At 71.2% G+C, this 23,945-nt stretch carries 15 protein-coding genes; 10 read left to right on the top strand and 5 right to left on the bottom strand.

Annotated features, from left to right (window positions below):
- Positions 1-56 precede the first annotated feature (56 nt).
- From ACQEVJ_RS32420 to ACQEVJ_RS32405, 4 genes are all read left to right on the top strand, one after another.
- Positions 57-3,371, top strand: coding sequence for a galactose-binding domain-containing protein (locus ACQEVJ_RS32420; protein ID WP_433107679.1), 3,315 nt, complete (start codon positions 57-59; stop codon positions 3,369-3,371).
- Positions 3,372-3,450: 79 nt separating this feature from the next.
- Complete coding sequence (locus tag ACQEVJ_RS32415; RefSeq protein ID WP_433107677.1) at positions 3,451-5,970, top strand: beta-L-arabinofuranosidase domain-containing protein; 2,520 nt, start codon at positions 3,451-3,453, stop codon at positions 5,968-5,970.
- Positions 5,971-5,995: 25 nt separating this feature from the next.
- Complete coding sequence (locus ACQEVJ_RS32410; RefSeq protein WP_433107675.1) at positions 5,996-7,399, top strand: glycoside hydrolase family 43 protein; 1,404 nt, start codon at positions 5,996-5,998, stop codon at positions 7,397-7,399.
- Positions 7,400-7,653: 254 nt separating this feature from the next.
- The gene (locus ACQEVJ_RS32405) at positions 7,654-8,256 is read left to right on the top strand and encodes an ATP-dependent Clp protease proteolytic subunit (protein WP_433107673.1); all 603 of its coding nucleotides are present in this window, start codon (positions 7,654-7,656) and stop codon (positions 8,254-8,256) included.
- A 74-nt stretch (positions 8,257-8,330) separates the two neighbouring features.
- On the opposite strand, the gene ACQEVJ_RS32400 is transcribed toward ACQEVJ_RS32405, so the two are convergent.
- Positions 8,331-9,815, bottom strand: a complete 1,485-nt coding sequence (locus tag ACQEVJ_RS32400) for an alpha/beta hydrolase (RefSeq protein ID WP_433107671.1) — start codon at positions 9,813-9,815, stop codon at positions 8,331-8,333.
- A 404-nt stretch (positions 9,816-10,219) separates the two neighbouring features.
- Between ACQEVJ_RS32400 and ppdK the strand changes: the two genes are divergently transcribed.
- Positions 10,220-12,856: a pyruvate, phosphate dikinase gene (gene ppdK / locus ACQEVJ_RS32395; RefSeq protein WP_433107669.1), complete on the top strand. Its 2,637-nt coding sequence runs from the start codon at positions 10,220-10,222 to the stop codon at positions 12,854-12,856.
- A gap of 150 nt (positions 12,857-13,006) precedes the next feature.
- The gene (locus tag ACQEVJ_RS32390; protein ID WP_433107667.1) at positions 13,007-14,887 is read left to right on the top strand and encodes a M14 family zinc carboxypeptidase; all 1,881 of its coding nucleotides are present in this window, start codon (positions 13,007-13,009) and stop codon (positions 14,885-14,887) included.
- 40 nt (positions 14,888-14,927) lie between these two features.
- Here the strand turns inward: ACQEVJ_RS32390 and ACQEVJ_RS32385 are convergent, their stop codons facing one another.
- On the bottom strand, positions 14,928-15,965 hold the full coding sequence (locus ACQEVJ_RS32385) for a YeiH family protein (RefSeq protein ID WP_433107665.1): 1,038 nt from the start codon (positions 15,963-15,965) through the stop codon (positions 14,928-14,930).
- A 70-nt stretch (positions 15,966-16,035) separates the two neighbouring features.
- On the opposite strand from ACQEVJ_RS32385, the gene ACQEVJ_RS32380 reads away from it, so the two are divergent.
- On the top strand, positions 16,036-16,965 hold the full coding sequence (locus ACQEVJ_RS32380) for a LysR family transcriptional regulator (RefSeq protein ID WP_433107663.1): 930 nt from the start codon (positions 16,036-16,038) through the stop codon (positions 16,963-16,965).
- On the opposite strand, the gene ACQEVJ_RS32375 is transcribed toward ACQEVJ_RS32380, so the two are convergent.
- The gene (locus tag ACQEVJ_RS32375; protein WP_433107661.1) at positions 16,962-17,753 is read right to left on the bottom strand and encodes a hypothetical protein; all 792 of its coding nucleotides are present in this window, start codon (positions 17,751-17,753) and stop codon (positions 16,962-16,964) included. The two genes, ACQEVJ_RS32380 and ACQEVJ_RS32375, sit on opposite strands and share 4 nt — an antisense overlap.
- Positions 17,754-17,926: 173 nt before the next feature.
- Between ACQEVJ_RS32375 and ACQEVJ_RS32370 the strand changes: the two genes are divergently transcribed.
- Positions 17,927-19,231 carry a deoxyguanosinetriphosphate triphosphohydrolase gene (locus ACQEVJ_RS32370; RefSeq protein WP_433107659.1) on the top strand — a complete coding sequence of 435 codons (1,305 nt, stop codon included), beginning with the start codon at positions 17,927-17,929 and terminating at the stop codon, positions 19,229-19,231.
- A gap of 18 nt (positions 19,232-19,249) precedes the next feature.
- On the opposite strand, the gene ACQEVJ_RS32365 is transcribed toward ACQEVJ_RS32370, so the two are convergent.
- Positions 19,250-20,110 carry a LysR family transcriptional regulator gene (locus ACQEVJ_RS32365; RefSeq protein ID WP_433107657.1) on the bottom strand — a complete coding sequence of 287 codons (861 nt, stop codon included), beginning with the start codon at positions 20,108-20,110 and terminating at the stop codon, positions 19,250-19,252.
- A 71-nt stretch (positions 20,111-20,181) separates the two neighbouring features.
- Here ACQEVJ_RS32365 and ACQEVJ_RS32360 point away from each other — a divergent pair, with 71 nt between their 5' ends.
- Entirely contained in the window at positions 20,182-20,925 is a 744-nt protein-coding gene (locus ACQEVJ_RS32360) for an SDR family oxidoreductase (protein WP_433107655.1), read from the top strand.
- Between the two features lie 55 nt (positions 20,926-20,980).
- Here ACQEVJ_RS32360 and ACQEVJ_RS32355 read toward each other — a convergent pair whose 3' ends face one another.
- Positions 20,981-21,829 (bottom strand): M23 family metallopeptidase, encoded by an 849-nt coding sequence (locus tag ACQEVJ_RS32355; protein WP_433107653.1) that lies wholly within the window; start codon positions 21,827-21,829, stop codon positions 20,981-20,983.
- Between the two features lie 147 nt (positions 21,830-21,976).
- Between ACQEVJ_RS32355 and dnaG the strand changes: the two genes are divergently transcribed.
- Positions 21,977-23,908, top strand: coding sequence for a DNA primase (gene dnaG, locus ACQEVJ_RS32350; RefSeq protein WP_433107651.1), 1,932 nt, complete (start codon positions 21,977-21,979; stop codon positions 23,906-23,908).
- Positions 23,909-23,945: the final 37 nt, after the last annotated feature.

Genomic DNA, 23,945 nt, shown 5'->3' with positions numbered 1-23,945 from the left:
GAGCCGTTCTCCCACTGTCCCCCTCCATCCCCCCACGAAGTGAAGGAGGTGACGTGATGTCGGCGTTCGTCCACTCCCGGTTCAGATCCCTGACCGTGGCGGTGGTGCTCTGCCTCGTCATCGGCGCCCTCATGGTTCCGAGGCAGGACGCCTCCGCCGCCCAGACCATCGGCTATCCCACGTTCACCGGTCCCGCGATCCCCACGCCGCCCGTCGGCTACAGCACGGGGAACATGCTGCGGGCCGTCTACGACTCCGAGAGCTCCGGCACCGACTTCTGGATCGACCGGCTGCTCAGCCGCACCGGCGGGAGCGACCCCTCCGACGCCGACGGCGGCATCCTCATGACGCGCGGCCGGGCCCTGTTCATGAAGACCCACACCCCCGGCACGCTCGGCTTCGCCGGCAAGGTCGCCTACATCGAGAGCATCAACGACCAGAGCGCCTTCACCGTCGCCGTCACGCCGGGCACGTTCAGCGAGCAGACCGCCCAGCGCAAGCAGGCCCCCAGTTACTGGAAGAGCGTCCACACCAGCGGCAACGTCCGGATCGAGCAGACGAAGTTCATCACCCAGAACAACGTCGCGGTGGCGAACCTGGCGATCACCAACAGCGGGAGCGCCTCCACCACCCTGCAGGTGCGCGCCACCTCGCCGTACGCCACCTCGGGCAGCGGGAACGAGCTGACCGGCACCGTGAACGCCTTCAACAACCTCACGACGATCCGCCCCCGGCTGTCGGGCGACGGGTTCACCGTCACAAGCGGGGGACTGAACCGCTCGGTCACGGTCGCGGCCGGCGCCACCGTCACCGTGAAGCTCGTCATGGGCTTCGTCACCGACGAGATCCCCGAGTCGCTGAGCGACTACAACTCCTACAAGGGCTACGACGCCGCCACCGCGTTCGCCACGCACGTGCGGGCCTACAACCGGTGGTGGGCGGACAACATCCCCTACTTCGACTCGCCCGAGCCGGCGATCACGAAGAACTACTACTACCGCTGGTGGCTGATGAGGTTCAACAACCTCGACGCGAACCTGCCCGGCCAGACCTACCAGTTCCCGACCTCCGTCGAGGGCGCGCTCGGCTACAACAACGCCATCGTGCTCACCCAGCCGATGCACATCGACGACCTGAAGTATCTGCGCACCCCGCTCTACGCGTACGGCGACTGGCTGTCGGTCGGGCAGGTGTCCAAGGGCGGCCGGTTCCTCGACAACCCGGGCGACCCCGCCAACTGGTCCAACAGCTACACCCAGTACATCGGTGAGGCGGCCTGGCGTAGCTACCAGATCCACGGCGGGCCGCCCGCCGTCGCGGCCAACCTCGCCAAGTACGCCGAGGGCGACGCGAAGGGCCAGCTCTCCTACTACGACCACGACGGCAACGGGCTGATCGAGTACGACTGGGGCGCCCTCACCGGCAACGACGCCGACGCCGTGTCCTTCCACTGGCGCAGCGGCAACCTCGACCGCACCGAGTCGGCGTACGTCTACAGCGGGGCCCTGGCCGCCGCCAAGGCGTACGACGTGATCGGCAACGCCACGAAGGCGGCCGAGATGCGCGCGCTCGCCACCCGCGTGCAGAACGCCGTCGTCAACGTGCTGTGGGACCCGACGAACCGGGTGCTGGAGCACCGCCACGTGGCGACCAACACGCTCGACCCGTGGAAGGAGATCAACAACTTCTACCCGTACGCCGTGGGCCTGATGCCGAACACCGCCACCTACCGGGAGGCGCTGCGGCTGTTCGCCGACCCGGCCGAGTATCCGGTCTTCCCCTTCTACACGGCGAACCAGAAGGACAAGGCGGCAGCGGCGGCGGCCGGCAACCCCGGCAGCAACAACTTCTCCACGATCAACTCGACCGTGCAGTTCCGGCTGTTGTCCTCGGCCATCCGCAACTACCCGACCTCCTACATCACGAAGGACGACTACAAGAAGCTGCTCTACTGGAACGCCTGGGCGCAGTACGTCGGCGGCGACACCCGCTGGCCCGACGCCAACGAGTTCTGGGCGAACTGGAACGGCTCGTCGATCACCTACCGGTCGTGGATCCACCACAACATCCTCGGCAGCTCCAACTGGACGCTGATCGAGGACGTGGCCGGGCTGCGCCCGCGCGACGACGCCAAGGTGGAGCTGTCGCCGATCGATATCGGCTGGTCCCACTTCGCCGTCAACAACATCCGCTACCGCGACGCCGACCTGTCGATCGTGTGGGACGACCCGTCCGACGGCGTCACCCGGTACGCCGGGGTGCCGCAGGGCTACTCGATCTACGTGAACGGCACGCGGGCGGTCACCGTGGACCGGCTGGCGCCGTTCGTGTGGGACCCCGCGACAGGGTCGGTCACCTTCACCGGGGGCGCCACCGGGACCGTCTCCTACAACCAGGCGGTCGCCGGGATGAAGGCGCCGCAGCAGGTCGTCCACACCGACGCGCGGGTGGTCGACGAACTGGCCAAGGCCGGGGCCGACATCACCGCGAACCTCACCAACCTGGCCCAGGGCGCCACCGTGTCGGCCTCCTACACCGGCTCGGGCACCACCACGGCCTCCGTGGTGGACGGATTCCCGATCAACGAGCCGTTCTGGGGCGCGGGCGGCTCGCCCAACGCCCAGGACTGGTACGAGGTGAACTTCGGCAGCGCCAAGACGTTCGACGAGGTCAGGCTCTACTTCAAGGACAGCCGCCCGGCGAGCACGGCCTACCGGCCGCCGTCGGCCTACCAGATCCAGTACCTCGACGGGAGCACCTGGACCACCGTGAGCGGCCAGGCGAAGACGCCCGCCACCCCGCAGGGCAACTACAACCTGGTCAAGTTCAGCCCGGTGACGGCGCAGCGGGTGCGCGTGCTGATGACCAACCCGTCCGGCGCCAAGAGCGGGCTCACCGAAATCAAGATCTACAACCGTGGCGGCACCAACCCGCCGCCGGTCACGAACCTCGCCCTGTCGGCCACGCCCTCCGCGTCGTACACCTCGTCGTGGGAGTCGGTCGCCGCGATCAACGACGGGATCGACCCGCCGTCGTCCAACGACACGGTCAACCCGCGCTGGGGCACCTGGCCCAACCAGGGTGAGCAGTGGGCGGCCCTCACCTGGCCGTCGGCGGTGACGGTCGGCCGGGCGCAGGTCTACTTCTTCGACGACGACCAGGGCATCGACCTGCCCGCGTCGTGGAAGCTCCAGTACTGGAACGGCAGCGCCTACGTGGACGTCGCCGGGGCGAGCGGCTACCCCGTCACCGCGAACCAGTACAACACCGTGACCTTCACCCCCGTGAGCACCACCCGCCTGCGGGTGCTGCTGCAGAGCGCCTCCGGTTACTCCGTCGGGCTGCTCGAAGTCAAGGCGTACGGCTCGTAACGCGTCAGGCGGGGGAGGCGACCAGCCTCCCCCGCACCCTCCCCCAACGGAAAACGAGCCCAAGGAAGACGAGACAGCCATGCCAGAACCTTCCAGAAGCCTGTCACGCAGAACCCTGCTGGCCGCGGGCGCGGCCGGGCTCGCCTCCGGCGCGCTCGGGCCCCTCGGGGCCGCCCGCCCCGCCGCCGCGGCGCCCGCGTTCCTGGCGCGCGCGTTCCTGGTACCCCGTGCCGACATCGGCGTCGCCGCCTACGCGTTCCCGCTCACGGCCGTGCGCCTGCTGAGCGGGCCGTTCGCGGCCAACGCCGGGCGCACGCACAGCTACCTGTCGTTCCTCGACCCCGACCGCCTGCTGCACACCTTCCGGCGCAATGTCGGCCTCGCCTCCACTGCCACGCCCTGCGGCGGCTGGGAGTCGCCGAGCACCGAACTTCGCGGTCACTCCGCCGGGCACCTGCTGTCCGCCCTGTCCCAGGCGTACGCCTCCACCGGCACGGCGGCGTTCAAGACCAAGAGCGACTACCTGGTGGCCGAACTGGCCAAATGCCAGGCCCGCGCGACCGCCGCCGGGTTCAACACCGGATACCTGTCGGCCTTCCCCGAGAGCTTCATCGACCGCGTCGAGGCGCGCCAGCAGGTCTGGGCCCCCTACTACACGCTCCACAAGATCATGGCGGGGCTGCTCGACGCGCACCTGCTCACCGGCAACGCCCAGGCGCTGACCGTCCTGCTCGGCGTGGCCTCCTGGGTCAAGCTGCGCTGCGACCGGCTCAGCTACACCCAGCGGCAGAACATGCTCGACACCGAGTTCGGCGGCATGAACGAGGTGCTGACCAACCTCTACCAGCTCACCGGCGACCCCGCCCACCTCGCCACCGCGCAGTACTTCGACCACGCCGAGATCTTCGACCCGCTCGCGGCCGGGACCGACGCCCTGAACGGCTACCACGCCAACACCCAGATCCCCAAGGTGATCGGGGCGATCCGGGAATACCACGCGACCGGCACGACCCGCTACCGCGACATCGCCACCGCGTTCTGGGACATCGTCGCCCGCCACCACACGTACGCCATCGGCGGCAACTCCAACGGCGAGTACTTCAAGGCGCCCGACCGCATCGCGAGCGAGCTGTCCGACACCACCTGCGAGTGCTGCAACTCCTACAACATGCTCAAGCTCACCCGGCAGCTGTTCCTCACCGACCCGACGCGGGCCGACCTGATGGACTTCTACGAAAGGGCGCTCTACAACCACGTCCTGGCCTCGCAGGACCCGAACTCGGCGCACGGGTTCCAGTGCTACTACGTGCCGATGCGGGCCGGCGGGCTCAAGACCTACAGCAACGACTACGACAGCTTCGTCTGCTGCCACGGCACCGGGATGGAGAGCAACACCAAGTATGGCGACAGCGTCTACTTCCACTCCGGCGACACCCTCTACGTCAATCTCTTCATCCCCTCCGAGCTGACCTGGGCCGAGCGCGGGCTGACGATCAGGCAGGAGACGACGTTCCCGGACGCCCCCTCGACCCGGCTCACGGTCACCGGCTCCGGGGCCGCCACGTTCCGGATCCGCATCCCGTCCTGGACCTCCGGGGCCCAGATCCGGGTCAACGGCGCGGCGCAGGCGCTGACCCTCACCCCCGGCACGTACGCCGCGCTCACCCGCACCTGGAGCAGCGGGGACGTGGTCGACGTCAGCCTGCCCACCCTCCTGACACGGGAGGCCACGCCGGACGACGCGACCGTGCAGGCGGTCAGGGTCGGGCCCATCGTCCTCGCGGGCGCGTACGGCACCACGAACCTCGGCGCCCTGCCCACGCTCGACCCCGCCACGATCACGGCGACCTCGACGCCGCTGCGCTACACGGCGACGGCGAGCACCGGGCAGGTGACCCTGCGGCCGTTCCACCAGACGCACGGGGAGCGCTACACCGTCTACTGGAGGGTCGCCGCCGCGCCGCAGCCGTTCGTGGCCCACTACCGCTTCGACGAGACCGCGGGGACGACCGCCGCCGACGCCACCGGCAACGGCCGTACGGCGACGCTGGCGGGCGGCGCGACCTGGACGGCGGGACGCACGGGCAACGCCGTCGGCCTCGGCGGGAGCGGGCAGCACGTGGCGCTGCCCTCCGGCATCCTGGCGGGCGCGACGGCATTCTCCGTCGCCCTCTGGCTCCGGCTGGACGCGGCCGACACGTGGGCGCGGGTCTTCGACTTCGGCACCGGCACCAGCGCCTACATGTTCCTGACCCCGCGCAGCTCGTCGGGGACGGCCCGCTTCGCCGTCACCACCACCGGGTCGGGCGGGGAGCAGCGCATTGACACCCCCGCCGCCCTGCCGGTCGGGAAGTGGACCCACGTCGCCGTGACCGCCGCCGGCGGCACCGGAACCCTGTACGTCGACGGGGCCCAGGTGGCCCGCGCCACCGGCATGACGCTGCGCCCCGCCGACCTCGGCTCCACCACGCGGAACTGGATCGGCCGCTCGCAGTACTCCGGCGACCCCTACCTGCGGGGCGCGGTCGACTCGCTGCGGATCTACAGCCGCGCGCTGAGCGCCGCGGAGATCGCCGATCTCCACTCGACAGGCTTGTAACCCCTCGCGGAAAGGCAATTCATCCATGTCACGACGCTTATGGCGCCGACGGCTGTCCTCTGTGGCCGCGATCGCGGCCGCGCTGGTGCTGGTCCTGGCCGGCAACGCGCTGGCCGCCAATCCGGTCATCACCTCCATCTACACGGCCGACCCCGCCGCCCTCGTGGTGGGCAACACGATGTACATCTACTCCGGGCACGACGAGGCGGCGTCCGGCGCCACGAACTTCTACATGCGCGACTGGCACGTGCTCTCGTCGACGGACGCGAACACCTGGACCGACAACGGGGCGAAGCTGTCGATCGCCAACTTCTCCTGGGCGGGCGCGGACGCCTGGGCGGGGGAGGTCGAGCCCAGGAACGGCAAGTACTACTGGTACGTCCCGGTCAACGGCAACGGGCCGGGGTGGATGGACATCGGCGTGGCGGTCGGCGACAGCCCGCTCGGCCCGTTCCACGACGCCAAGGGCGGCCCGCTGATCAGCGACAGCACCCCGAACTCGTCGCCGCTGAACATCGACCCCACCGTGTTCACCGACGACGACGGGCAGGCGTACATCTACTGGGGCGGCTACTGGGGAGTGCGGGCGGCCAAGCTCAAGTCCAACATGATCGAGCTGGACGGTTCGGTCGTCACGCCGCAGGGCCTCACCAACTACTGGGAGGCGCCGTGGATGTTCAAGCGCAACGGCGTCTACTACATGGTCTACGCGGCCAACGACACCAACGGCTGCGTCACCTCGTCCAGCTACGCCTGCCAGCGCTACGCGACCGCGAGCAACCCGCTCGGGCCGTGGACGCAGCGGGGCGTGATCCTCGACCAGGTGAGCTCCACCACGAGCCACGCGGCGGTGGTGGAGTTCAACGGGCAGTGGTACATGGTCTACCACACGGCCGACGCGCCGGGCGGCGGCAACTTCCGCAGGTCCGTCGCGGTGGACAAGCTCTACTTCAACGCCGACGGCACGATCCAGAAGGTGATCCAGACCAGGGGCGGCACCAGCTCGGCCAACAAGGCGCTGAGCGCGACCGCCTCGACGTCGTACGTGTCCTCCTGGGAGAGCCTGGCGGCGATCAACGACGGCTACACCCCCACCAGTTCGGCCGACCGGGCCCACGCGGTCTACGGCAACTGGCCGCAGCAGGGCGCGCAGTGGGTGCAGTACGACTGGCCGAGCGCGGTCACGCTGAACCAGGTGCGGGCCTACTGGTTCGATGACAACCAGGGCATCGACCTGCCGGCGTCCTGCTCGGTGCAGTACTGGACCGGCTCGGCCTGGCAGAACGTGCCCGGGGCGAGCGCCTGCGGCGTGGCCGCGAACACCTTCAACACCGTGACGTTCTCGTCGGTCACCACCACGCGGATCCGGCTGAACTTCACCTCACGCAGCGGCTACTCGACAGGGCTGCTGGAGGTCCAGGCGCTGTAGATCCAAGCCCTGTAGATCCAGGCGCTGTAGATCCAAGCCCTGTAGATCCAAGCACGGGCGCCGTGACCGGCTCCCGGCCCGCCCGTCACGCCTGTCCGGAAATTTCCGGACAGGCGTGGCGCCTTTTCAACCGGATTCGCTGAGGGAGTAATACGCCCTGCGAGAAATGTGCTCAGGGCGAAATAGGCGAACCCTTTCCCGGGCTCCGGGACTAATGTCACCGCATAACCCGATTACCGGAACAGGGAGACCAGATGGACCACCACGCCCGCTCAGGCGACCCCGCCGTCGACCGCCTCGCCTCCGGCGACCTGAGCCGCAGGCTGCTGGAACAGCGCATCGTCGTGCTCGGCCAGGAGGTCGACGACGACATCGCCAACCGCATCTGCTCGCTACTGCTGCTGCTGACCGCGGAGGACTCCAAGCGGGACATCAGCCTTTACATCAATTCCCCCGGCGGTTCCGTGTCGGCCGGTCTGGCGATTTACGACATCATGCAATACGTGCCGAACGACGTCGTGACCGTGGGCATGGGCCTGGCCGCATCGATGGGGCAGTTCCTGCTGTGCGCCGGCGCGGCGGGCAAGCGTTACGCCCTGCCGCACGCGCGCATCATGATGCACCAGCCGCTCGGCGGCATCGGCGGCACGGCGGCCGACATCGCGATCCAGGCCGAGCAGATGCGGCACACGAAGAAGACCCTGGCCGAGCGCATCGCCTTCCACACCGGTCAGCCGCTCGAACGCATCGAGGCGGACTCCGACCGGGACAGGTGGTTCACCGCCGAGGAGGCCAGGGAGTACGGCATGGTCGACCACGTGGTGGCCGGGCTGGGCGCCGTGCGGACGGCGCAGTGATCGGCACAGCGAGCGGCACGGTGAGCGGCACACTGGCACGGTGGATGGTGCCGTGAACGAGCGGGGGAGCGCGCTCAGCCGCAGCGCGTCCCCTTGGCCGGGACCGTCCCCTCCAGCAGGTACGCGTTGACCTTGTCGTCGATGCACTGGTTCTGGCCGTACGCGCCGTGGCCCTCGCCGTTCAGCGTCAGCAGCACGGCGGTGCGCAGCTGGTCGGCCAGCCGCGGCGCCCACTGGTACGGCGTGGCCGGGTCGTTCGTCACGCCGACCACCACGATGGGATTGGACCCGGTCGCGTCGACGTGCCTGGCGGCGTCGTCCCCGCGCACCGGCCAGACGCTGCACGATCCCGCGCTGATCGCGGTCGAGGCGAAGATCGGGCTCCGCTTCTCCAGCCGCCGGGACAGCTCCTCGCCCTCGGCGACCGAGGGCCGGTCGGTGCTGTCGACGCACAGCACCGCCGGCAGCGAGAACTGCAGGGTCGAGTAGGTGCCGTTCGGCTGCCGCCCGGCGTACTGGTCGGCCAGCGCGAGCAGGCCGTCGAGCTTGCCCTTCCTGCCCTCGTCCAGCGCCTCGGTGAGCAGCGGCCAGGTGAACTTGCTGTAGAGCGCCTGGGTGATGCCCGCCCTGGCGATGTCCTCGGTGACCGTGCGTGAGCCGACCTTCCCCGGCGTGCGGGCCAGCGTGTCGAGGAGCTTCAGCACGGTGGCGTTCGTGGCGGTGGTGTCGGCGCCGAGCGGGCAGCTCGTCCGCGTCTTGGTGCAGTCGGCCAGGTAGTCCTCGTACGCCTTCTGGAAGCCGAGGGCCTGCGTCTTGGCCATGTCGAGCATGCTGACCGAGGGATCGACGGCCGAGTCGAGCACCATGCGCCCCACCTTCTTCGGGTACTGCGTGGCGTAGACCGCCCCGAGGTGGGTGCCGTAGGAGAAGCCGAGGTAGTTGAGGCGCGGGTCGCCGAGGGCCACGCGCAGGGTCTCCATGTCGCGTGCCGCGTTGACGGTGCCGACGTAGGGCAGGATCCAGCCCGCGTTGCGCTCGCACGCCTGGGCGAAGCCCTTGACGAGCTTGGTCTCGGCCGCGGCGTTCTCGCTGGGCTCCCTGCTCATGTACTCGTCCATCTGCGGGCCGCTGAGACAGCGGATGCCGCTGCTGCGTTCCACGCCGCGCGGGTCGAAGCTGACGAGGTCGTAGCGGCTGTTCAGGGCGGAGAACGCGTGGGCCGCGCCGATGAGCGTCGTGACGCCGGAGCCGCCGGGACCGCCGAAGTTGAAGACCAGGGAGCCGAGCCGCCGGCTCTGGTCGGTGGCCCGCAGCCGGACCAGGGCGATGCCGATCGTCTTGCCCTCCGGCTTGGCGTAGTCGAGGGGCACCTGGAGCGTGGCGCACTCGAAGCCGGAGGAGGAGGCCGTCTCCTCGCACGGCTTCCAGGACAGGGAGGGCGTGCCCGAGGCGTACTCCTCCGGGGTGACCCGCGCGCCCCCGCAGCCGGTGGCCGCCGTCATCGCGCCGAGCCCGGCGACCACCGCCGCCATCACCGGCCAGACCCTTCGCACCGTCATCCCCCGCGCCGCCGCCACTCGCGCCGATACCCCTCGCGACATCGCTCGCGACACTGACAACCCTCCGTGTTCGACTGTATTCGGAGGGTGTCTCGTTTATATCGCACGCCGTCGCGACCGCATCGCCGACTCACCGGAACTCCGCCTTACCGGACAATGGTCTAAACCATTTGCCCTCCCGTAACGCGCGACCTTCACGCCGTCCTTGGTGGCGAATTGGTTTATACCACTGCACGAAGGCCGGAAAAATGGCCGTTCTTTGATTGGATTAGACCTCTCCGATGCCTCCTACCTGCTTAGACGTCATATGTGGCGAAGGGTGAGGTTTGGTACTGCTTTTCCTAGGTACAGTCCGGTTGCGGGCCGCGTTCGCGGTTTTATTGAAGTCGGAGAAGGAGCGTCGCATGCCCAAGTACGTTTACGACTTCACCGAGGGCAACAAGGACCTCAAAGACCTACTCGGTGGCAAGGGCGCCAATCTGGCGGAAATGACCAACATCGGCCTCCCTGTTCCTCCCGGCTTCACGATCACCGCGGAGGCGTGCCGCCACTACCTGGGGCACGGCGGCATGCCCGACGGGCTGGAGGGGGAGATCGGCGAGCACCTCGCCGCCCTCGAGACGCGGATGGGCAAGCGCCTCGGTCAGGCGGACGACCCGCTGCTGGTCAGCGTGAGGTCGGGAGCCAAGTTCTCGATGCCCGGCATGATGGAGACGGTCCTCAACATCGGCCTCAACGACGACTCGGTCCTCGGGCTGGCCAAGCAGTCGGGCAACGACCGCTTCGCCTGGGACTCCTACCGCCGGCTCATCCAGATGTTCGGCAAGACCGTCCTGGGCATCGACGGCGAGCTGTTCGAGGACGCGATGGACGAGCTCAAGGGCGAGCGGGACGACACCGACCTCGACGCCGCCGACCTCCAGCGGCTGGTCGAGACCTTCAAGGGCATCGTCAGGGAGCGGACGGGCCGCGACTTCCCCGCCGACCCCCGGGAGCAGATGGACCTCGCCGTCAGGGCGGTCTTCGACTCCTGGAACGCCCCGCGCGCGATCCTCTACCGCCGCCAGGAGCGCATCCCCGCCGACCTCGGCACCGCCGTCAACGTCGTCGCCATGGTGTTCGGCAACATGGGCCCGGACTCCGGCACCGGGGTCGCCTTCACCCGCGACCCCGGCTCGGGGCGCCAGGGCGTCTACGGCGACTACCTGCGCAACGCCCAGGGCGAGGACGTCGTCGCCGGGATCCGCAACACCGTCCCCCTGCAGGAGCTGGAGACCATCAACCCGGAGGCCTACCGGGAGCTCCTCGACATCATGGCGACGCTGGAGCGGCACTACCGCGACCTGTGCGACATCGAGTTCACGATCGAGCGCGGCAAGCTGTGGATGCTGCAGACCCGGGTCGGCAAGCGCACGGCCGCCGCCGCCTTCTGCATCGCCACCCAGCTCGTTGACGAGGGCCTGATCGACATGGACGAGGCGGTCACCCGGGTCACCGGCGACCAGCTCGCCCAGCTCATGTTCCCTCGCTTCGCCGCGACGGCCGGCAACCGCAGGCTGACCACCGGCATGAACGCCTCGCCCGGCGCCGCCGCGGGCAGGGCCGTCTTCAGCTCCGAGCGGGCCGTCGAGCTGGCCGGGCAGGGCGAGGCGGTCATCCTCGTGCGGCGGGAGACCAACCCCGACGACCTCGCCGGGATGATCGCGGCCAACGGCGTGCTCACCTCCAGGGGCGGCAAGACCTCCCACGCGGCCGTGGTGGCGCGCGGCATGGGCAAGACCTGCGTGTGCGGGGCCGAGGAGCTGGAGGTCGACCCGCACGCCCGCCGCTTCACCGCGCCCGGCGGGGTCGTCGTCGACGAGGGCGACGTGATCTCGATCGACGGCGGCACCGGCGCCGTGTACCTCGGCGAGGTCCCCGTCACCGCCTCGCCGGTCGCCGAGTATTTCGAGGGCGAGCCCGCCGAGGACGAGCTGGTGCGGGCCGTCGACCGGATCATGACCCACGCCGACTCCGCACGCCGGCTCGCCGTACGGGCCAACGCCGACACCCCCGAGGACGCCGCCCGCGCCCGCCGCTACGGCGCCCAGGGCATCGGGCTGTGCCGTACGGAGCACATGTTCCTGGGGGAGCGGCGGCGGCTCGTCGAGGACCTGATCCTGGCCACGATGCCCGAGGAGCGGCAGGCCGCGCTCGACGCGCTCGAACCGCTGCAGACCGGCGACTTCACCGGCATCTTCACGGCCATGCGCGGGCTGCCGGTGACGATCCGGCTGATCGATCCGCCGCTGCACGAGTTCCTGCCCGACCTCACCGACCTGGCCGTGAAGGTGGCCCTGGCGGGGGAGGAGGCGGACGACCGCGACCGCAGGCTCCTCGAGGCGGTCAAGCGGCTGCACGAGCAGAACCCGATGCTCGGCCTGCGCGGCGTACGGCTCGGCCTGACGATCCCCGGCCTGTTCGCCATGCAGGTGCGGGCCATCGCCACGGCGGCCCGGCGGGCCGAGGGCGCCCGGGCGGAGATCATGATCCCGCTCGTCGGCGCGGTGCAGGAGCTGGAGATCGTCAGGGAGGAGGCGGAGCGGATCCTCGCCGAGGCGGGCGTGGAGGCGGCGATCGGCACGATGATCGAGATGCCGAGGGCGGCGCTGACGGCCGGGCAGATCGCCGAGGCCGCCGAGTTCTTCTCGTTCGGCACCAACGATCTGACCCAGATGACGTGGGGCTTCTCCCGGGACGACGTGGAGAGCGCCTTCTTCGGCAAGTACCTCGACCTCGGCGTCTTCGGGGTCTCGCCGTTCGAGTCCATCGACAGGGAGGGCGTCGGCCGGCTGATGCGGATCGCGGTCGAGGAGGGCAGGCGGACCCGGCCGGACCTCAAGCTCGGCATCTGCGGCGAGCACGGCGGGGACCCCGACTCGGTGCACTTCTGCCACGAGATCGGCCTCGACTATGTCTCCTGCTCGCCGTTCCGCATTCCGGTGGCCCGGCTGGAGGCGGGCCGTGCCGCGCTGACCTGCGCGGAGTCCGACACCAGATGAGTTGAAATTCCACAGAACATCCGGACTGGTTGTGGAATGACCAGGTCGGAGTGGGGGTGGTTCACCGGGCCGCGCGACACGGCCCGGTGACCGTTGAAGCCGCCCGATTGACTGATCACTCTACGTACCTACCGCAAGGGAGGGCGTGGAGTGAGAAGACGTCGCCGCCTGCCGGCGCTGGGAATCGCCGCGGCGCTGCTCTGTTCCCTCGCGACACTGCTCGGCGCCACCCCCGCCGTCTCGCTGACGCCCTCGATGGGGGTCCCGGCGGGGCAGGCGGGCCAGGAGCCGTCGCCGTCGAGGCAGTACCAGGTGGACGGCCCGGCCACCGTCGCGCAGCGCAGCGCGGTGGCCCGCACGGGGGCCGCCGTCGACGAGGTGCACGGCCGGAGCATGGTCGTCACCGCGACGCTCCAGGAGGCCGACGCCATCCGCGGGCTCGGGTTCACGGTCACCGAGCTGGCGCCCCCCGCCGAGGCCCGAGGCCCGCAGACCTTCGACTTCCCCTCGGGGGACTCCGGCTACCACAACTACGCCGAGCTCAGCACGCTGGTCGACCAGGTCGTCGCCGCCCACCCCACGATCGCCCGCAGGTTCAGCTACGGCCGCTCGTACGAGGGCCGCGACCTGATGGGCATCAAGATCAGCGACAACGTGGCCGTCGACGAGAGCGAGCCGGAGGTGCTGTTCACCGCGCACCAGCACGCGCGCGAGCACCTCACGGTCGAGATGGCGATCTATCTGCTGCGCCTGTTCACCGACAACTACGGCGGCGACGCCCAGATCACCGACCTGGTGAACACGCGGGAGATCTGGATCCTGCCCGACCTCAACCCCGACGGCGGCGAGTACGACATCGCCACCGGCTCCTACCGGTCGTGGCGCAAGAACCGCCAGCCCAACTCCGGCACCTCCAGCGTCGGCACCGACCTCAACCGCAACTGGGCCTACAAGTGGGGCTGCTGCGGCGGCTCCTCCGGCACTCCGTCAAGCGAGACCTACCGCGGCTCGGCCGCCGAGTCGGCTCCCGAGATCAAGGCGGCGGCCGACTTCGTGCGCAGCCGCGTGGTCGGCGGCGTCCAGCAGATCAAGGCGGCCATCGACTGGCACACCTACAGCGAGCTCGTCCTGTGGCCCTACGGGTACACGACGGCCGACACCGGCCCGGGCATGACGCAGGACGACCGGGACGCGCACGCCGCCCTCGGCCGGAGCATGGCGGCCACCAACGGGTACACCGCCGAGCAGGCGAGCGACCTCTACATCACCGACGGCTCGATCGACGACTGGATGTGGGGCACGTACAAGATCTTCACGTACACGTTCGAGATGTACCCCAAGGGGAGCAACCCCGGCTTCTATCCGCCGGACGAGGTGATCGACCGGGAGACCTCCCGCAACCGGGCGGCCGCGCTGCTCCTCGTGCAGAACGCCGACTGCGTCTACCGGGTCATCGGCAAGGAGTCCGCGTACTGCGGCACCGGCACGCCGCCCGCGACCGTCTACTCCGACACCTTCGAGACCGCGACCGGCTGGACGGCGAACGCGGCGGGCACCGACACGGCCACCTCGGGCGCGTGGGAGCGCGCCGACCCCGCCGCGACGTCGTCCAGCGGGGCCAAGCAGCTCGGCACCACGGTCAGCGGGAGCTACGACCTGGTCACCGGCGCCGCCGCCGGGACGAGCGCAGGGGACGGCGACGTCGACGGGGGAGTGACCACGATCACGTCGCCGCCGATCACGCTGCCGGCGTCGGGGACGCTCACGTTGTCGTTCTCCTGGTATCTCGCCCACGGGTCTAACTCCTCCGCGGCCGACTACTTCCGGGTGAAGGTGATCGGCGGCACGACGAGCACGGTCTTCGAACAGCTCGGCGCGGCCGCCGACAGGGACGGCGCGTGGAGCGTCGCCACCGCGTCGCTGACCGGGCTGGCCGGCCAGACCGTGCGGATCCAGTTCGAGGCGGCCGACCTGGCGACCGCCAGCCTCGTGGAGGCGGGCGTCGACGACGTGACGATCACGAGGACCTGATCCGTCGGGGATGCACGCCGGCACGGTCACGCCAGCACGGTCACGCCAGCACGGTCACGCCGGCGAGGGCGACCAGCGTGACAAGGGCCGTCGAGAGGGCGCCGAGCGCGACGGCCCTGCGGCCGGTGCGCAGGAGCGCGCGCAGGCGGACCGCCGCTCCCATGCCGAACAGCGCGGCGGTGAACAGCAGGGTCTCCGCGGTCTTCAGCGCCGCCAGCGCCGCGGGCGGCAGGACGCCGAGGCTGCGCAGGGCCGCCATGGCGAGGAAGCCGGCCACGAAGAGGGGCACGACGGGCGGCCTCCTGCCCTCGCCGGCGGCGGCCGTACGGCGGCGCCAGAGGGTGACTCCGGCGATGAGAGGGGCGAGCAGGACCACCCGGGTCAGCTTGACGACCACCGCGGTGGTGAGCGCCGCCCCGCCCACGGCCTGCGCCCCGCCCACGGCCTGCGCCCCGCCTGCGGCTTGCGCAGTGGCCACGACCTGGGCCACCTCGTGCACGCTCGCGCCGGCCCAGACGCCGAAGGCCTCCGGAGACAGGTGCAGGAGGCCCCGGGCCTGCGGCAGGACGGCGATCGCGAGCGAGCCGTACAGCGTCACCAGGGCGACCGCGGTCATGACGTCCTCCTCGTCGCTGTCCGTCACCCCGTCCATGGCCGCGACGGCCGCCGCCCCGCAGATGGAGAAACCGGTCGCGACGAGCAGGGACAGCTCGCGCCCCAGCCCGAGCCTGCGGCCGAGCCACTGCGTGCCGAAGAAGGTCACGGTGACCGTCACCACGACCAGCAGCAGCACCGGGAGTCCCAGAGCGAGGACGTCGGGAAGGGCGAGCTGCGCGCCGAGGAGGACGATCCCGAGCCGCAACGGCCCCCTGGCGGCGAACTCGAGTCCGGGACGCAGGGCGGGTGAGGACACGCCCACGTTGGTCATGACGGCGCCGAGGACGAGCGCCGCCATCAGCGGGCTGACGGCGGGGACGAGCGCGTTGACGGCGGTGGCCAGGGCCACCCCGGCGGTCGTCACGAGCAGTCCCGGAAGCGGGGAACGGGCAGCGGTGGTCCGCGTGAGAGACGGAGGCATGCGGAGATCGTCGCGAAGTCCCATATGCCCCGGTAGCCACCGATTTTGCAACGGGTCATACGGTTGCCGTATGACCGTACGGTGGCCGGACCTGGCCAGCCTCGAACTGCTGCTCCTGGTGGCGGAGCAGGGCAGCCTCGGGAAGGCGGCGAAGCTGCACGGCATCACGCAGGCGTCCGCCAGCCGCAGGCTCGACACGCTGGAGCGGGAGCTGGGGGTGCCGCTGCTGCACCGCTCGACCACGGGCTCGCGCCTCACCCCGCAGGGCCAGGTCGTCGTGGACTGGGCCCGCGCCGCGCTGGCGGCGGCGACCGACCTGCTCACGGGGGTGCGGGCCCTTCGCGGGCGGGGCGACGCCCGCGTGCGGGTGGCCGCGAGCATGACCGTCGCGGAATACCTGATGCCCGGCTGGCTGGTGGCGCTGCGCCGCGTGCTGCCCGACGTCGAGGTGGGGCTGCGCGTGGTCAACTCCGGCGAGGTCTGCCGGATGGCGACGGACGGCGAGATCGACGCGGGCTTCATCGAGTCGCCCGTCGTGCCGCGGGAGCTGACCTCCTGGCCGGTCGCGGAAGACCGGCTCGTCGTCGTGGTGGCCCCGGGCCACGCGTGGGCCCGGCGCGGGGAGCCCCTGCACGAGGAACCTCTGCGCCGGGCCGACCTGGCCGCGACACCGCTGGTGGTGCGCGAGCCCGGCTCGGGCACCCGCTACGCCCTCGACCGCCTCCTGACCGGGCCGGACGTCGCCCCGCCGATCCTGGAGCTGTCCTCCAACGCCGCGGTGAAGGTGGCGGTGGAGACCGGGGTCGCCCCGGCGGTCCTCAGCCATCTCGCCGTGGCCGCCGAACTGCGCGACGGGCGCCTGATCGAGGTGCCCGTCGCCGATCTCGACCTGCGGCGGCCGCTGTTCGCGGTGTGGCGGGCCAGGACCCGGCTGACCGGCGCCGCCGCCGAGCTCGTCCGCCTCGCCCGGACCCCCGCCCACGGCACCTCGGGCTCCTAGGCCCACTCCCAGCGGATGCCGCGCACGCCGGGCCGGGCGCCGGTGTCCACCAGGTGGGCGGTCCCGAACGCGTCGACGCGCAGCTCACCGGCGTCCCCCGGCGGCGCCGACGCGTCCGGGGACCAGGTGTGGAAGCACCGCACCGGCAGCCGCCCGCCCGTGAACCGCACCTGCACCAGATGCTGCTCGACCGGGTCCCGCAGGCGCCGGTCGTACCGATCGGCGGCGGCGACGGCCGTGACGTACTCCACGACGTGGGTCTCGCCGGGGGCGAGCGGATGCGGGAAGATCAGCTCGGTCAGGGGGCCGGTCCCGTCGTCGTCGCCGCGGCCGGGCCGGCAGCCCTCGGTGCGCAGCAGCCGGGTGCCCGGCGGATGGGCGACCACGTACCGGTCCACGCCCGGCGCGGTGGCCCGCAGCACGACCCGGGCGCTCACCCGGTGCCGCCGGCCGGCGCCCACCACCACCTGCTCGTGGTGGCTGAGCACGGTGAGCGTCTCCGGCCGACGGCCTCGCGGGCGGGGCGGCCCGAGCAGGCCGATCAGCGCGTACTCCGGCAGGGACAGGATGGCTTCGAGCTCCCGGACCGCCGCCAGCGAGGCGGCCCGCTCGGGCCGGGAGCGGCCACGCTGCCAGTAGCTGAGGCTGGACAGGCTGACGTGGACGCCCCGCTCGCGCAGCCGTGAGTGCAGGCGGTCGAGGCTCAGCCCCCGGGCGCGGATGGCGGCCCGCAGGGCACGCTCGAAGGGCCCGGATCGGAGGACCTCCGCGAGCTCGTTGTCCACCACCAGGGCTCCTCCTCGGAAGCGCCAGGGCGGGAAAAACCGAGTATCACTCGCGACCGCGTACCGGGCAAGAGGGCAATCTTCCATCGGACTACCGGATCTGTCGTGAAACCGGACCTTCGCGGGTACGCTCCATTCCCCGCCGCCACGGGGCTTGCCACAGGGAAGGAGGACGCATGGCCCGCTACGACGAGCACGACCAGGCACGGTGGGTGCCGGAGCCGCCGGGTAACCCCGAGCGGAGCGCGTTCGAGCGGGACCGGGCACGCGTGCTCCACAGCGCCTCGCTGCGCAGGCTCGCCGCCAAGACGCAGGTGGTGGCCCCCGCCGACTGCACCGGCCTGCACAGCCCCCGTACACGGCTGACCCACTCCCTGGAGTGCGCGCAGATCGGCCGGGAGATGGGCAAGGTCCTCGGCTGCGATCCCGACCTGGTGGAGACCGCCTGCCTCGCCCACGACCTCGGCCATCCCCCGTTCGGCCACAACGGGGAGGCCGCCCTCGACGAGCTGGCCACGCCGTGCGGCGGGTTCCAGGGCAACGCGCAGAACCTGCGCCTGCTGACCCGGCTGGAGGCCAAGGTCATCACCGAGGACGGCCGCAGCGCCGGGCTCAACCTCACCCGCGCCGCGCTCGACTCGGTCTGCAAGTATCCCTGGGCCGGGTCCTCCTGCCGGGTCCCCGGCGTCCCGCTCGCCGCCGAGGGCCAGCCGTACTGCGTCTACCCCGACGACCTGGCGGTCTTCCGCTGGGTGCGGGAGGGGGCGCCCGACTACGTGCTCGGCTTCGAGGCGCAGGTCATGGACTGGGCCGACGACGTGGCCTACTCGGTGCACGACCTGGAGGACGCGCTGACGTGCGGCCACGTCACGATGGCGGCCCTGCGGGACCCCGAGGAGCGGCTGGAGGTGTGCCGCCTGACGAGGGAGTGGTACGCGCCCGACGCCGGCCTGGAGGAGCTGTCGGAGACCTTCGCCCGGCTGCTCGCCGAGCCGCTGTGGCCGGCCGCCTTCGACGCCGGGCTGGCCGACCTGGCCGCGCTCAAGCGGCTCACCAGCGCGCTCATCGGCCGGCTGTGCCGCTCCGCCCAGGACGCCACCCGCGAGGCGTACGGCTGCCGCCCCACGCCGGGAGGCGGGGGCCGACACGACCGGTACGACGCGGACCTGGTGGTGCCGAGGGCCACCCGTCTGGAGTGCGCGCTGCTCAAGGGAGTGACGGCCCGCTACGTGATGTCCCGGGAGGCCCACCACGCCGTCCAGGCCCGGCAGCGCGAGATCATCGCCGAGCTGGGCGACCTCATCCTGCGCGGCGCCCCCGCGACGCTGGAGCCGGCCCTGCGCCAGCAGTTCGAGCAGGCCGCCGACGACGCGGGGCGGCTGCGCGCGGTGGTCGACCAGATCGCCTCACTGACCGACGCCTCCGCCATGGGCTGGCACCGCCGCCTGTCGGCGGCGACGCACCGCCTCAGGGCCGGTTGACCCCGCCCCGCCTCCGCGTCAGCAGGGCCGGCTGACCCGCCGTGCCACCTCCGCCGCCGTTCGCACGAAGGCGGCCAGCGCCCGCGACCGCGCGTCCTGCGGCCAGGCCAGGACCAGCGTCGTCGGCGGCGCGTCGGCCACGGGCACGCCGACGAGGTCGTGACGCAGGTTCGCCCGTATCGACTCGGGGACGACCGCCACGGCCCGGCCGAGCGCGACGAGGTGCATGAGCTGGCCGCTTTCGGCGATCCGGTAGAAGCCCTCGGGGACGGCCCCCGGCCATCGCGGCAGCGGCTCGCCGTCGAGGTCCGCCATCGACAGCTCCGCGCGCCCGGCGAGCCTGTGCCCCCGCGGCAGCACCGCGACCTGGCTTTCCACCAGCAGTTCCTCGACCGCCAGGCCGGTCAGGTCCTCGCGCGGGGCGTGCAGCAGGGCGGCGTCGGCCCGGCCGTCCCGCACCATCGCCCCCCGCTCCCGCGCGCTGAAGACGATGTCGACGGGCAGCGCGCCCGGCGTGGCCGCGTACGCCGCGAGGATCTCCGGCAGCAGGTCCGCGTCCCCGCCCGGTTTGGCGGCGAGCACGAGCGAGGGCTCGCTCAGGCCGGCCCGCCGGGTCCTGCGCACGGCCGCCGACACCGCGGCGAGCGCGGCGTGGCCCTCCCGCAGCAGCGTCTCACCCGCTTCCGTCAGCGCCACCGTGCGGTGGTCGCGATCCAGCAGCCGCACACCGAGGCGGCGTTCGAGCCGCTGGATCGCCCGCGACAGCGGCGGCTGCGCGATGCCGAGCCGCCGGGCCGCACGCCCGAAGTGCAGCTCCTCGGCCACCGCCACGAAATAGGCCAGCTCCCGCGTCTCCACGGTGTCGTCACCGGCGGTCATACCGCGAGGGTATCGCCCGTGACCGAGACGGTGTTGGGCGCCGCGGGGGACGAGGTGATGGGCTTGCCCCCATGAAAAGCACCGACACCGTCGCCCTGGTCACGGGCGCGAACAAGGGGATCGGCCTTGAGATCGCCAGGCAGCTCGGCGAACTCGGCATGACCGTGCTGCTCGGGGCGCGCGACCCGGGACGCCGGGACGAGGCGACCGCGAAGCTGCGGGCGGAGGGCCTGGAGGTCCACCCGCTGACGATCGACGTCACCGGCGAGGAGAGCGTGCGGTCGGCGGCGGCGCGGGTGGGGGAGCGGTTCGGCCGCCTCGACGTGCTCGTCAACAACGCCGGCATCTCGGGCGGGACGCGGCAGACGCCCGGCTCGGCCGACCTCGGCGTCGTGCGCGAGGTGTTCGAGACCAATCTCTTCGGCGTCATCCGGGTGACCGACGCGATGCTGCCGCTGCTGCGGCGGTCGGCGGCGGGCCGGATCGTCAACGTGTCCAGCGGCACGGCGTCGATGGCGCACATGACCGACCCCGGCCACTACTTCACCGACAGGCCGAGCTTCGCGGCCTATCCGCCGTCGAAGGCCGCGCTCAACATGCTCACCGTGCAGTACGCCAAGCAGTTGCGCCCGCTCGGCATCCTGGTCAACGCCATCGCCCCCGGGCCGTGCGACACCGACTTCGCCAGGGATCTCGGCAGGTCCCTGCCGCGTACGGCGGCGCAGGGCGCGGCGGTCGCGGTGAAGCTCGCGACGCTCGGCCCCGACGGACCGTCGGGCGGGTTCTTCGACGAGGACGGGCCCGTGCCTTGGTGACCCGTGCCTTGGTGACCCGTGCCCTAGTGACGCGTGCCCTGGCGACCGTGCTCTTCTAAAGCGGGATGACCACGACGTCGTCGTCGTTGCCGTTCTTCTTCTTTTTCTTCGTGGGCGGCTTGGTCTCGTCCGGGGTGGGCGTGGGCTGCGTGGACGAGTTGGAAGCGCACAGTTGCGTGCAGGGCGGGGTCGCGCCCTGCTCCTTGCGCAGCGTGAGCATGGCCTTGCGCGGCGAGACGGTGCGGTTGCCGTCGTCCCAGGCGTCCAGGTAGGGCCACGGCGGCACGACGCCTCGCCGCACCCACCAGTACTGGGGCGCGGCCGGCCACGAGATGGCGAAGTAGAGGTTGCTCGCGGTGTCGCGCGCGTTGCCCGTGTTGCCCACCCGGCCGAGCAGCTGCCCGGCCTTGACCTTGGCGCCCGGCGTGATGTCCTGCTCCACGGAGTCGAGGTGGCCGCCGAGGTACAGCACGCCGTCCTCGCCCTTGACCGTGACGAACCGGCCCTCCCGGTCGGCGCCGCGGTCGGTCGAGGGCGTCCAGAGGTTCTTGACGTTGACCTCCTGGACCACCCCGTCGACCGGCGACACGAACGCGCATCCCTTGGCCGCCCAGATGGTGGTCTTGGGAAGCACGAGCAGCTTGCGGGAGTACGACACCTTGCAGCCCTTGATGGGGAAGGCGTACGTGTAGGGGGACATCTTCGGCGGCGGGACCCGCACCGGCTCGTCCCCCGGCGGAGGCACGACGTGGCTGGGCTGGGAGTCGTCGCTGGCGGCCGTGACGCCGCCTCCCGGCGGCGGCGTGGGCGGCAGCGTGCTCACTCCCGCGACCCCGGCGGGCGCGCCGCAGGACGCCGCGACGAACGCGGCGCCGGCGAGGGCGGCCAGTCTCCCCGATCGCATGATCTCCACCTGGTCGACGTTACCGAACCTTTCCTTTGTAACGGACCAAGGCGTACATCACGACCGGTTCGGGAAAGTCGTGACATGTCCTCGACCACTCGCGGTGGGGCGTCCGGGCTGTCGGGGGCAGGCTCTAGACTCGCCAGCGTGGCAGGGCGAAGCGGTCGGATCAGTGACGAGGACATCGCGCTCGTGCGGGAGCGCTCGCCGATCGCCGACGTCGTCGGCGAGCACATCCAGCTCCGCAACGCCGGCGGGGGCAACCTGAAGGGGCTGTGCCCGTTCCACGACGAGAAGTCGCCCTCGTTCAACGTCACCCCGGCCCGGGGCTACTACTACTGCTTCGGCTGCGCCGAGGGCGGCGACGTCATCACATTCGTCCGCAAGATCGAGAACCTGACGTTCACCGAGGCCGTCGAGCGACTCGCCCAGCGGGCCGGCATCCAGCTCCGCTACGAGCAGGGCGGCTACGTGCCCGGTCGCGAGCAGGGCGAGCGGTTGCGGCTGATCGAGGCGCACCGCGCCGCCGCCGAGTTCTACGCCGAGCGGCTGTCCAGCCCGGACGCGGCCCCGGGGCGGCGCTTCCTGTCCGAGCGCGGCTTCGAGCGGGCAGACGCCGAGCACTTCGGCGTCGGCCACGCGCCGAACGAGTGGGAGGCGCTGGCGCGGCACCTGATGGCCCGCGGGTTCACCTCCCAGGAGCTGATCAAGGGCGGACTGGCCCGCGAGGGCAGGCGCGGTCCCGTCGACCGGTTCCGCGGCCGGCTGATCTGGCCGATCCGCGACATCACCGGAGACGTCATCGGCTTCGGCGCGCGCAAGCTGCTCGACTCCGACGACGGCCCCAAATACCTGAACACCCCGGAGAGCCCGATCTACCACAAGAGCTCGGTGCTGTACGGCGTGGACCTCGCCAAGCGGGAGATCGCCAAGCGGTCCCAGGCCGTCATCGTGGAGGGCTACACCGACGTCATGGCCTGCCATCTGGCCGGCGTGCCGACCGCGGTGGCCACCTGCGGCACCTCCTTCGGGGAGGACCACATCAAGGTCCTGCGCCGGCTGCTGCTCGACCAGGCGGAGTTCCGGGGTGAGGTGATCTTCACCTTCGACGGTGACTCGGCGGGGCAGAAGGCCGCCCTGCGCGCCTTCCAGGACGAGCAGAAGTTCGTCACGCAGACCTTCGTCGCCGTGCAGCCCGACGGCCTCGACCCCTGCGACCTGCGGGTCAAGCAGGGCGACGCCGCCGTGCGCGACCTGATCGCCGGCCGCGAGCCGCTGTTCGCCTTCGCGATCCGCAGCACCCTGTCCCGCTACGACCTCGACACGAACGAGGGACGCCTGGCCGCGCTCGACGCCGCCGCGCCCGTCGTGGCCTCGATCAAGGACCCGGGGCTGCGCAAGACCTACGTGGTGGACCTCGACCGCTGGCTCGGCTTCATGGACGAGGGCTTCGTCATCCAGCGCGTACAGCAGGTCGTGGGGCGGACGCAGGAGGGCGGGCGCGCCCCGGGGCGGCAGCAGGGCCGGCAGCAGGGGGCGCATGGAGCCGCGCCCGCGCGGTCCGCCCCGGTGCGGCAGGAGCCCCTGGACCCCGCCGTCCGTTTGGAGGCGGAGGCGCTCAAGCTCGCCGTTCAGCGGCCCGCGCTGCTCGGGCCGGAGTTCGACGCGCTCGGCGCGGCGACGTTCACCCTGCCCGAGCACGTCGTGCTGTACGAGGTCATCGTGGCGGCGGGGGGGACCGCCGCCGGAGGGCCCGGCGGGCGGGAGTGGGTCGACCGACTGCTTGAGCAGGCCGACGCCGGGACGTCCGGCGGGACCGGCATCGACCTGAGGTCGCTCGTCACCCGGTTCGCGGTCGAGGCCGTGCGCGCCGACGTCAACGTCGAGGAGCGCTACGGCGCGGCCGTCCTGGCCAAGATTCAGGAGGTCGCGGTCGGCCGGGCCGTCACGCAGGTGAAGTCGCGGCTGCAGCGGCTCAACCCGGTCGAGGAGCAGCAGGAATACAACCGGCTGTTCGGCGAACTCGTTGCGCTGGAACAGCAGCGACGTGTGTTGCGAGAACGCGCCAGCGGGGCCTGAATAAACGTCCCTTTCCAGATCTCACAGCCGCCAAACA

Source organism: Microbispora sp. CA-102843 (assembly GCF_050936215.1).
In the GTDB taxonomy this organism is placed as follows: domain Bacteria; phylum Actinomycetota; class Actinomycetes; order Streptosporangiales; family Streptosporangiaceae; genus Microbispora.
This window is presented reverse-complemented; position numbering and strand designations above follow the sequence as displayed.

Excerpts from the sequence above, each read along its gene's own strand:
- ACQEVJ_RS32420 (WP_433107679.1), top strand. The coding sequence starts at position 57 with ATGTCGGCGTTCGTCCACTCCCGGTTCAGATCCCTGACCGTGGCGGTG.
- ACQEVJ_RS32415 (WP_433107677.1), top strand. The coding sequence starts at position 3,451 with ATGCCAGAACCTTCCAGAAGCCTGTCACGCAGAACCCTGCTGGCCGCG.
- ACQEVJ_RS32410 (WP_433107675.1), top strand. The coding sequence starts at position 5,996 with ATGTCACGACGCTTATGGCGCCGACGGCTGTCCTCTGTGGCCGCGATC.
- ACQEVJ_RS32405 (WP_433107673.1), top strand. The coding sequence starts at position 7,654 with ATGGACCACCACGCCCGCTCAGGCGACCCCGCCGTCGACCGCCTCGCC.
- ACQEVJ_RS32400 (WP_433107671.1), bottom strand. The coding sequence starts at position 9,815 with ATGACGGTGCGAAGGGTCTGGCCGGTGATGGCGGCGGTGGTCGCCGGG.
- ppdK (WP_433107669.1), top strand. The coding sequence starts at position 10,220 with ATGCCCAAGTACGTTTACGACTTCACCGAGGGCAACAAGGACCTCAAA.
- ACQEVJ_RS32385 (WP_433107665.1), bottom strand. The coding sequence starts at position 15,965 with ATGCCTCCGTCTCTCACGCGGACCACCGCTGCCCGTTCCCCGCTTCCG.
- ACQEVJ_RS32380 (WP_433107663.1), top strand. The coding sequence starts at position 16,036 with ATGACCGTACGGTGGCCGGACCTGGCCAGCCTCGAACTGCTGCTCCTG.
- ACQEVJ_RS32370 (WP_433107659.1), top strand. The coding sequence starts at position 17,927 with ATGGCCCGCTACGACGAGCACGACCAGGCACGGTGGGTGCCGGAGCCG.
- ACQEVJ_RS32365 (WP_433107657.1), bottom strand. The coding sequence starts at position 20,110 with ATGACCGCCGGTGACGACACCGTGGAGACGCGGGAGCTGGCCTATTTC.
- ACQEVJ_RS32360 (WP_433107655.1), top strand. The coding sequence starts at position 20,182 with ATGAAAAGCACCGACACCGTCGCCCTGGTCACGGGCGCGAACAAGGGG.
- ACQEVJ_RS32355 (WP_433107653.1), bottom strand. The coding sequence starts at position 21,829 with ATGCGATCGGGGAGACTGGCCGCCCTCGCCGGCGCCGCGTTCGTCGCG.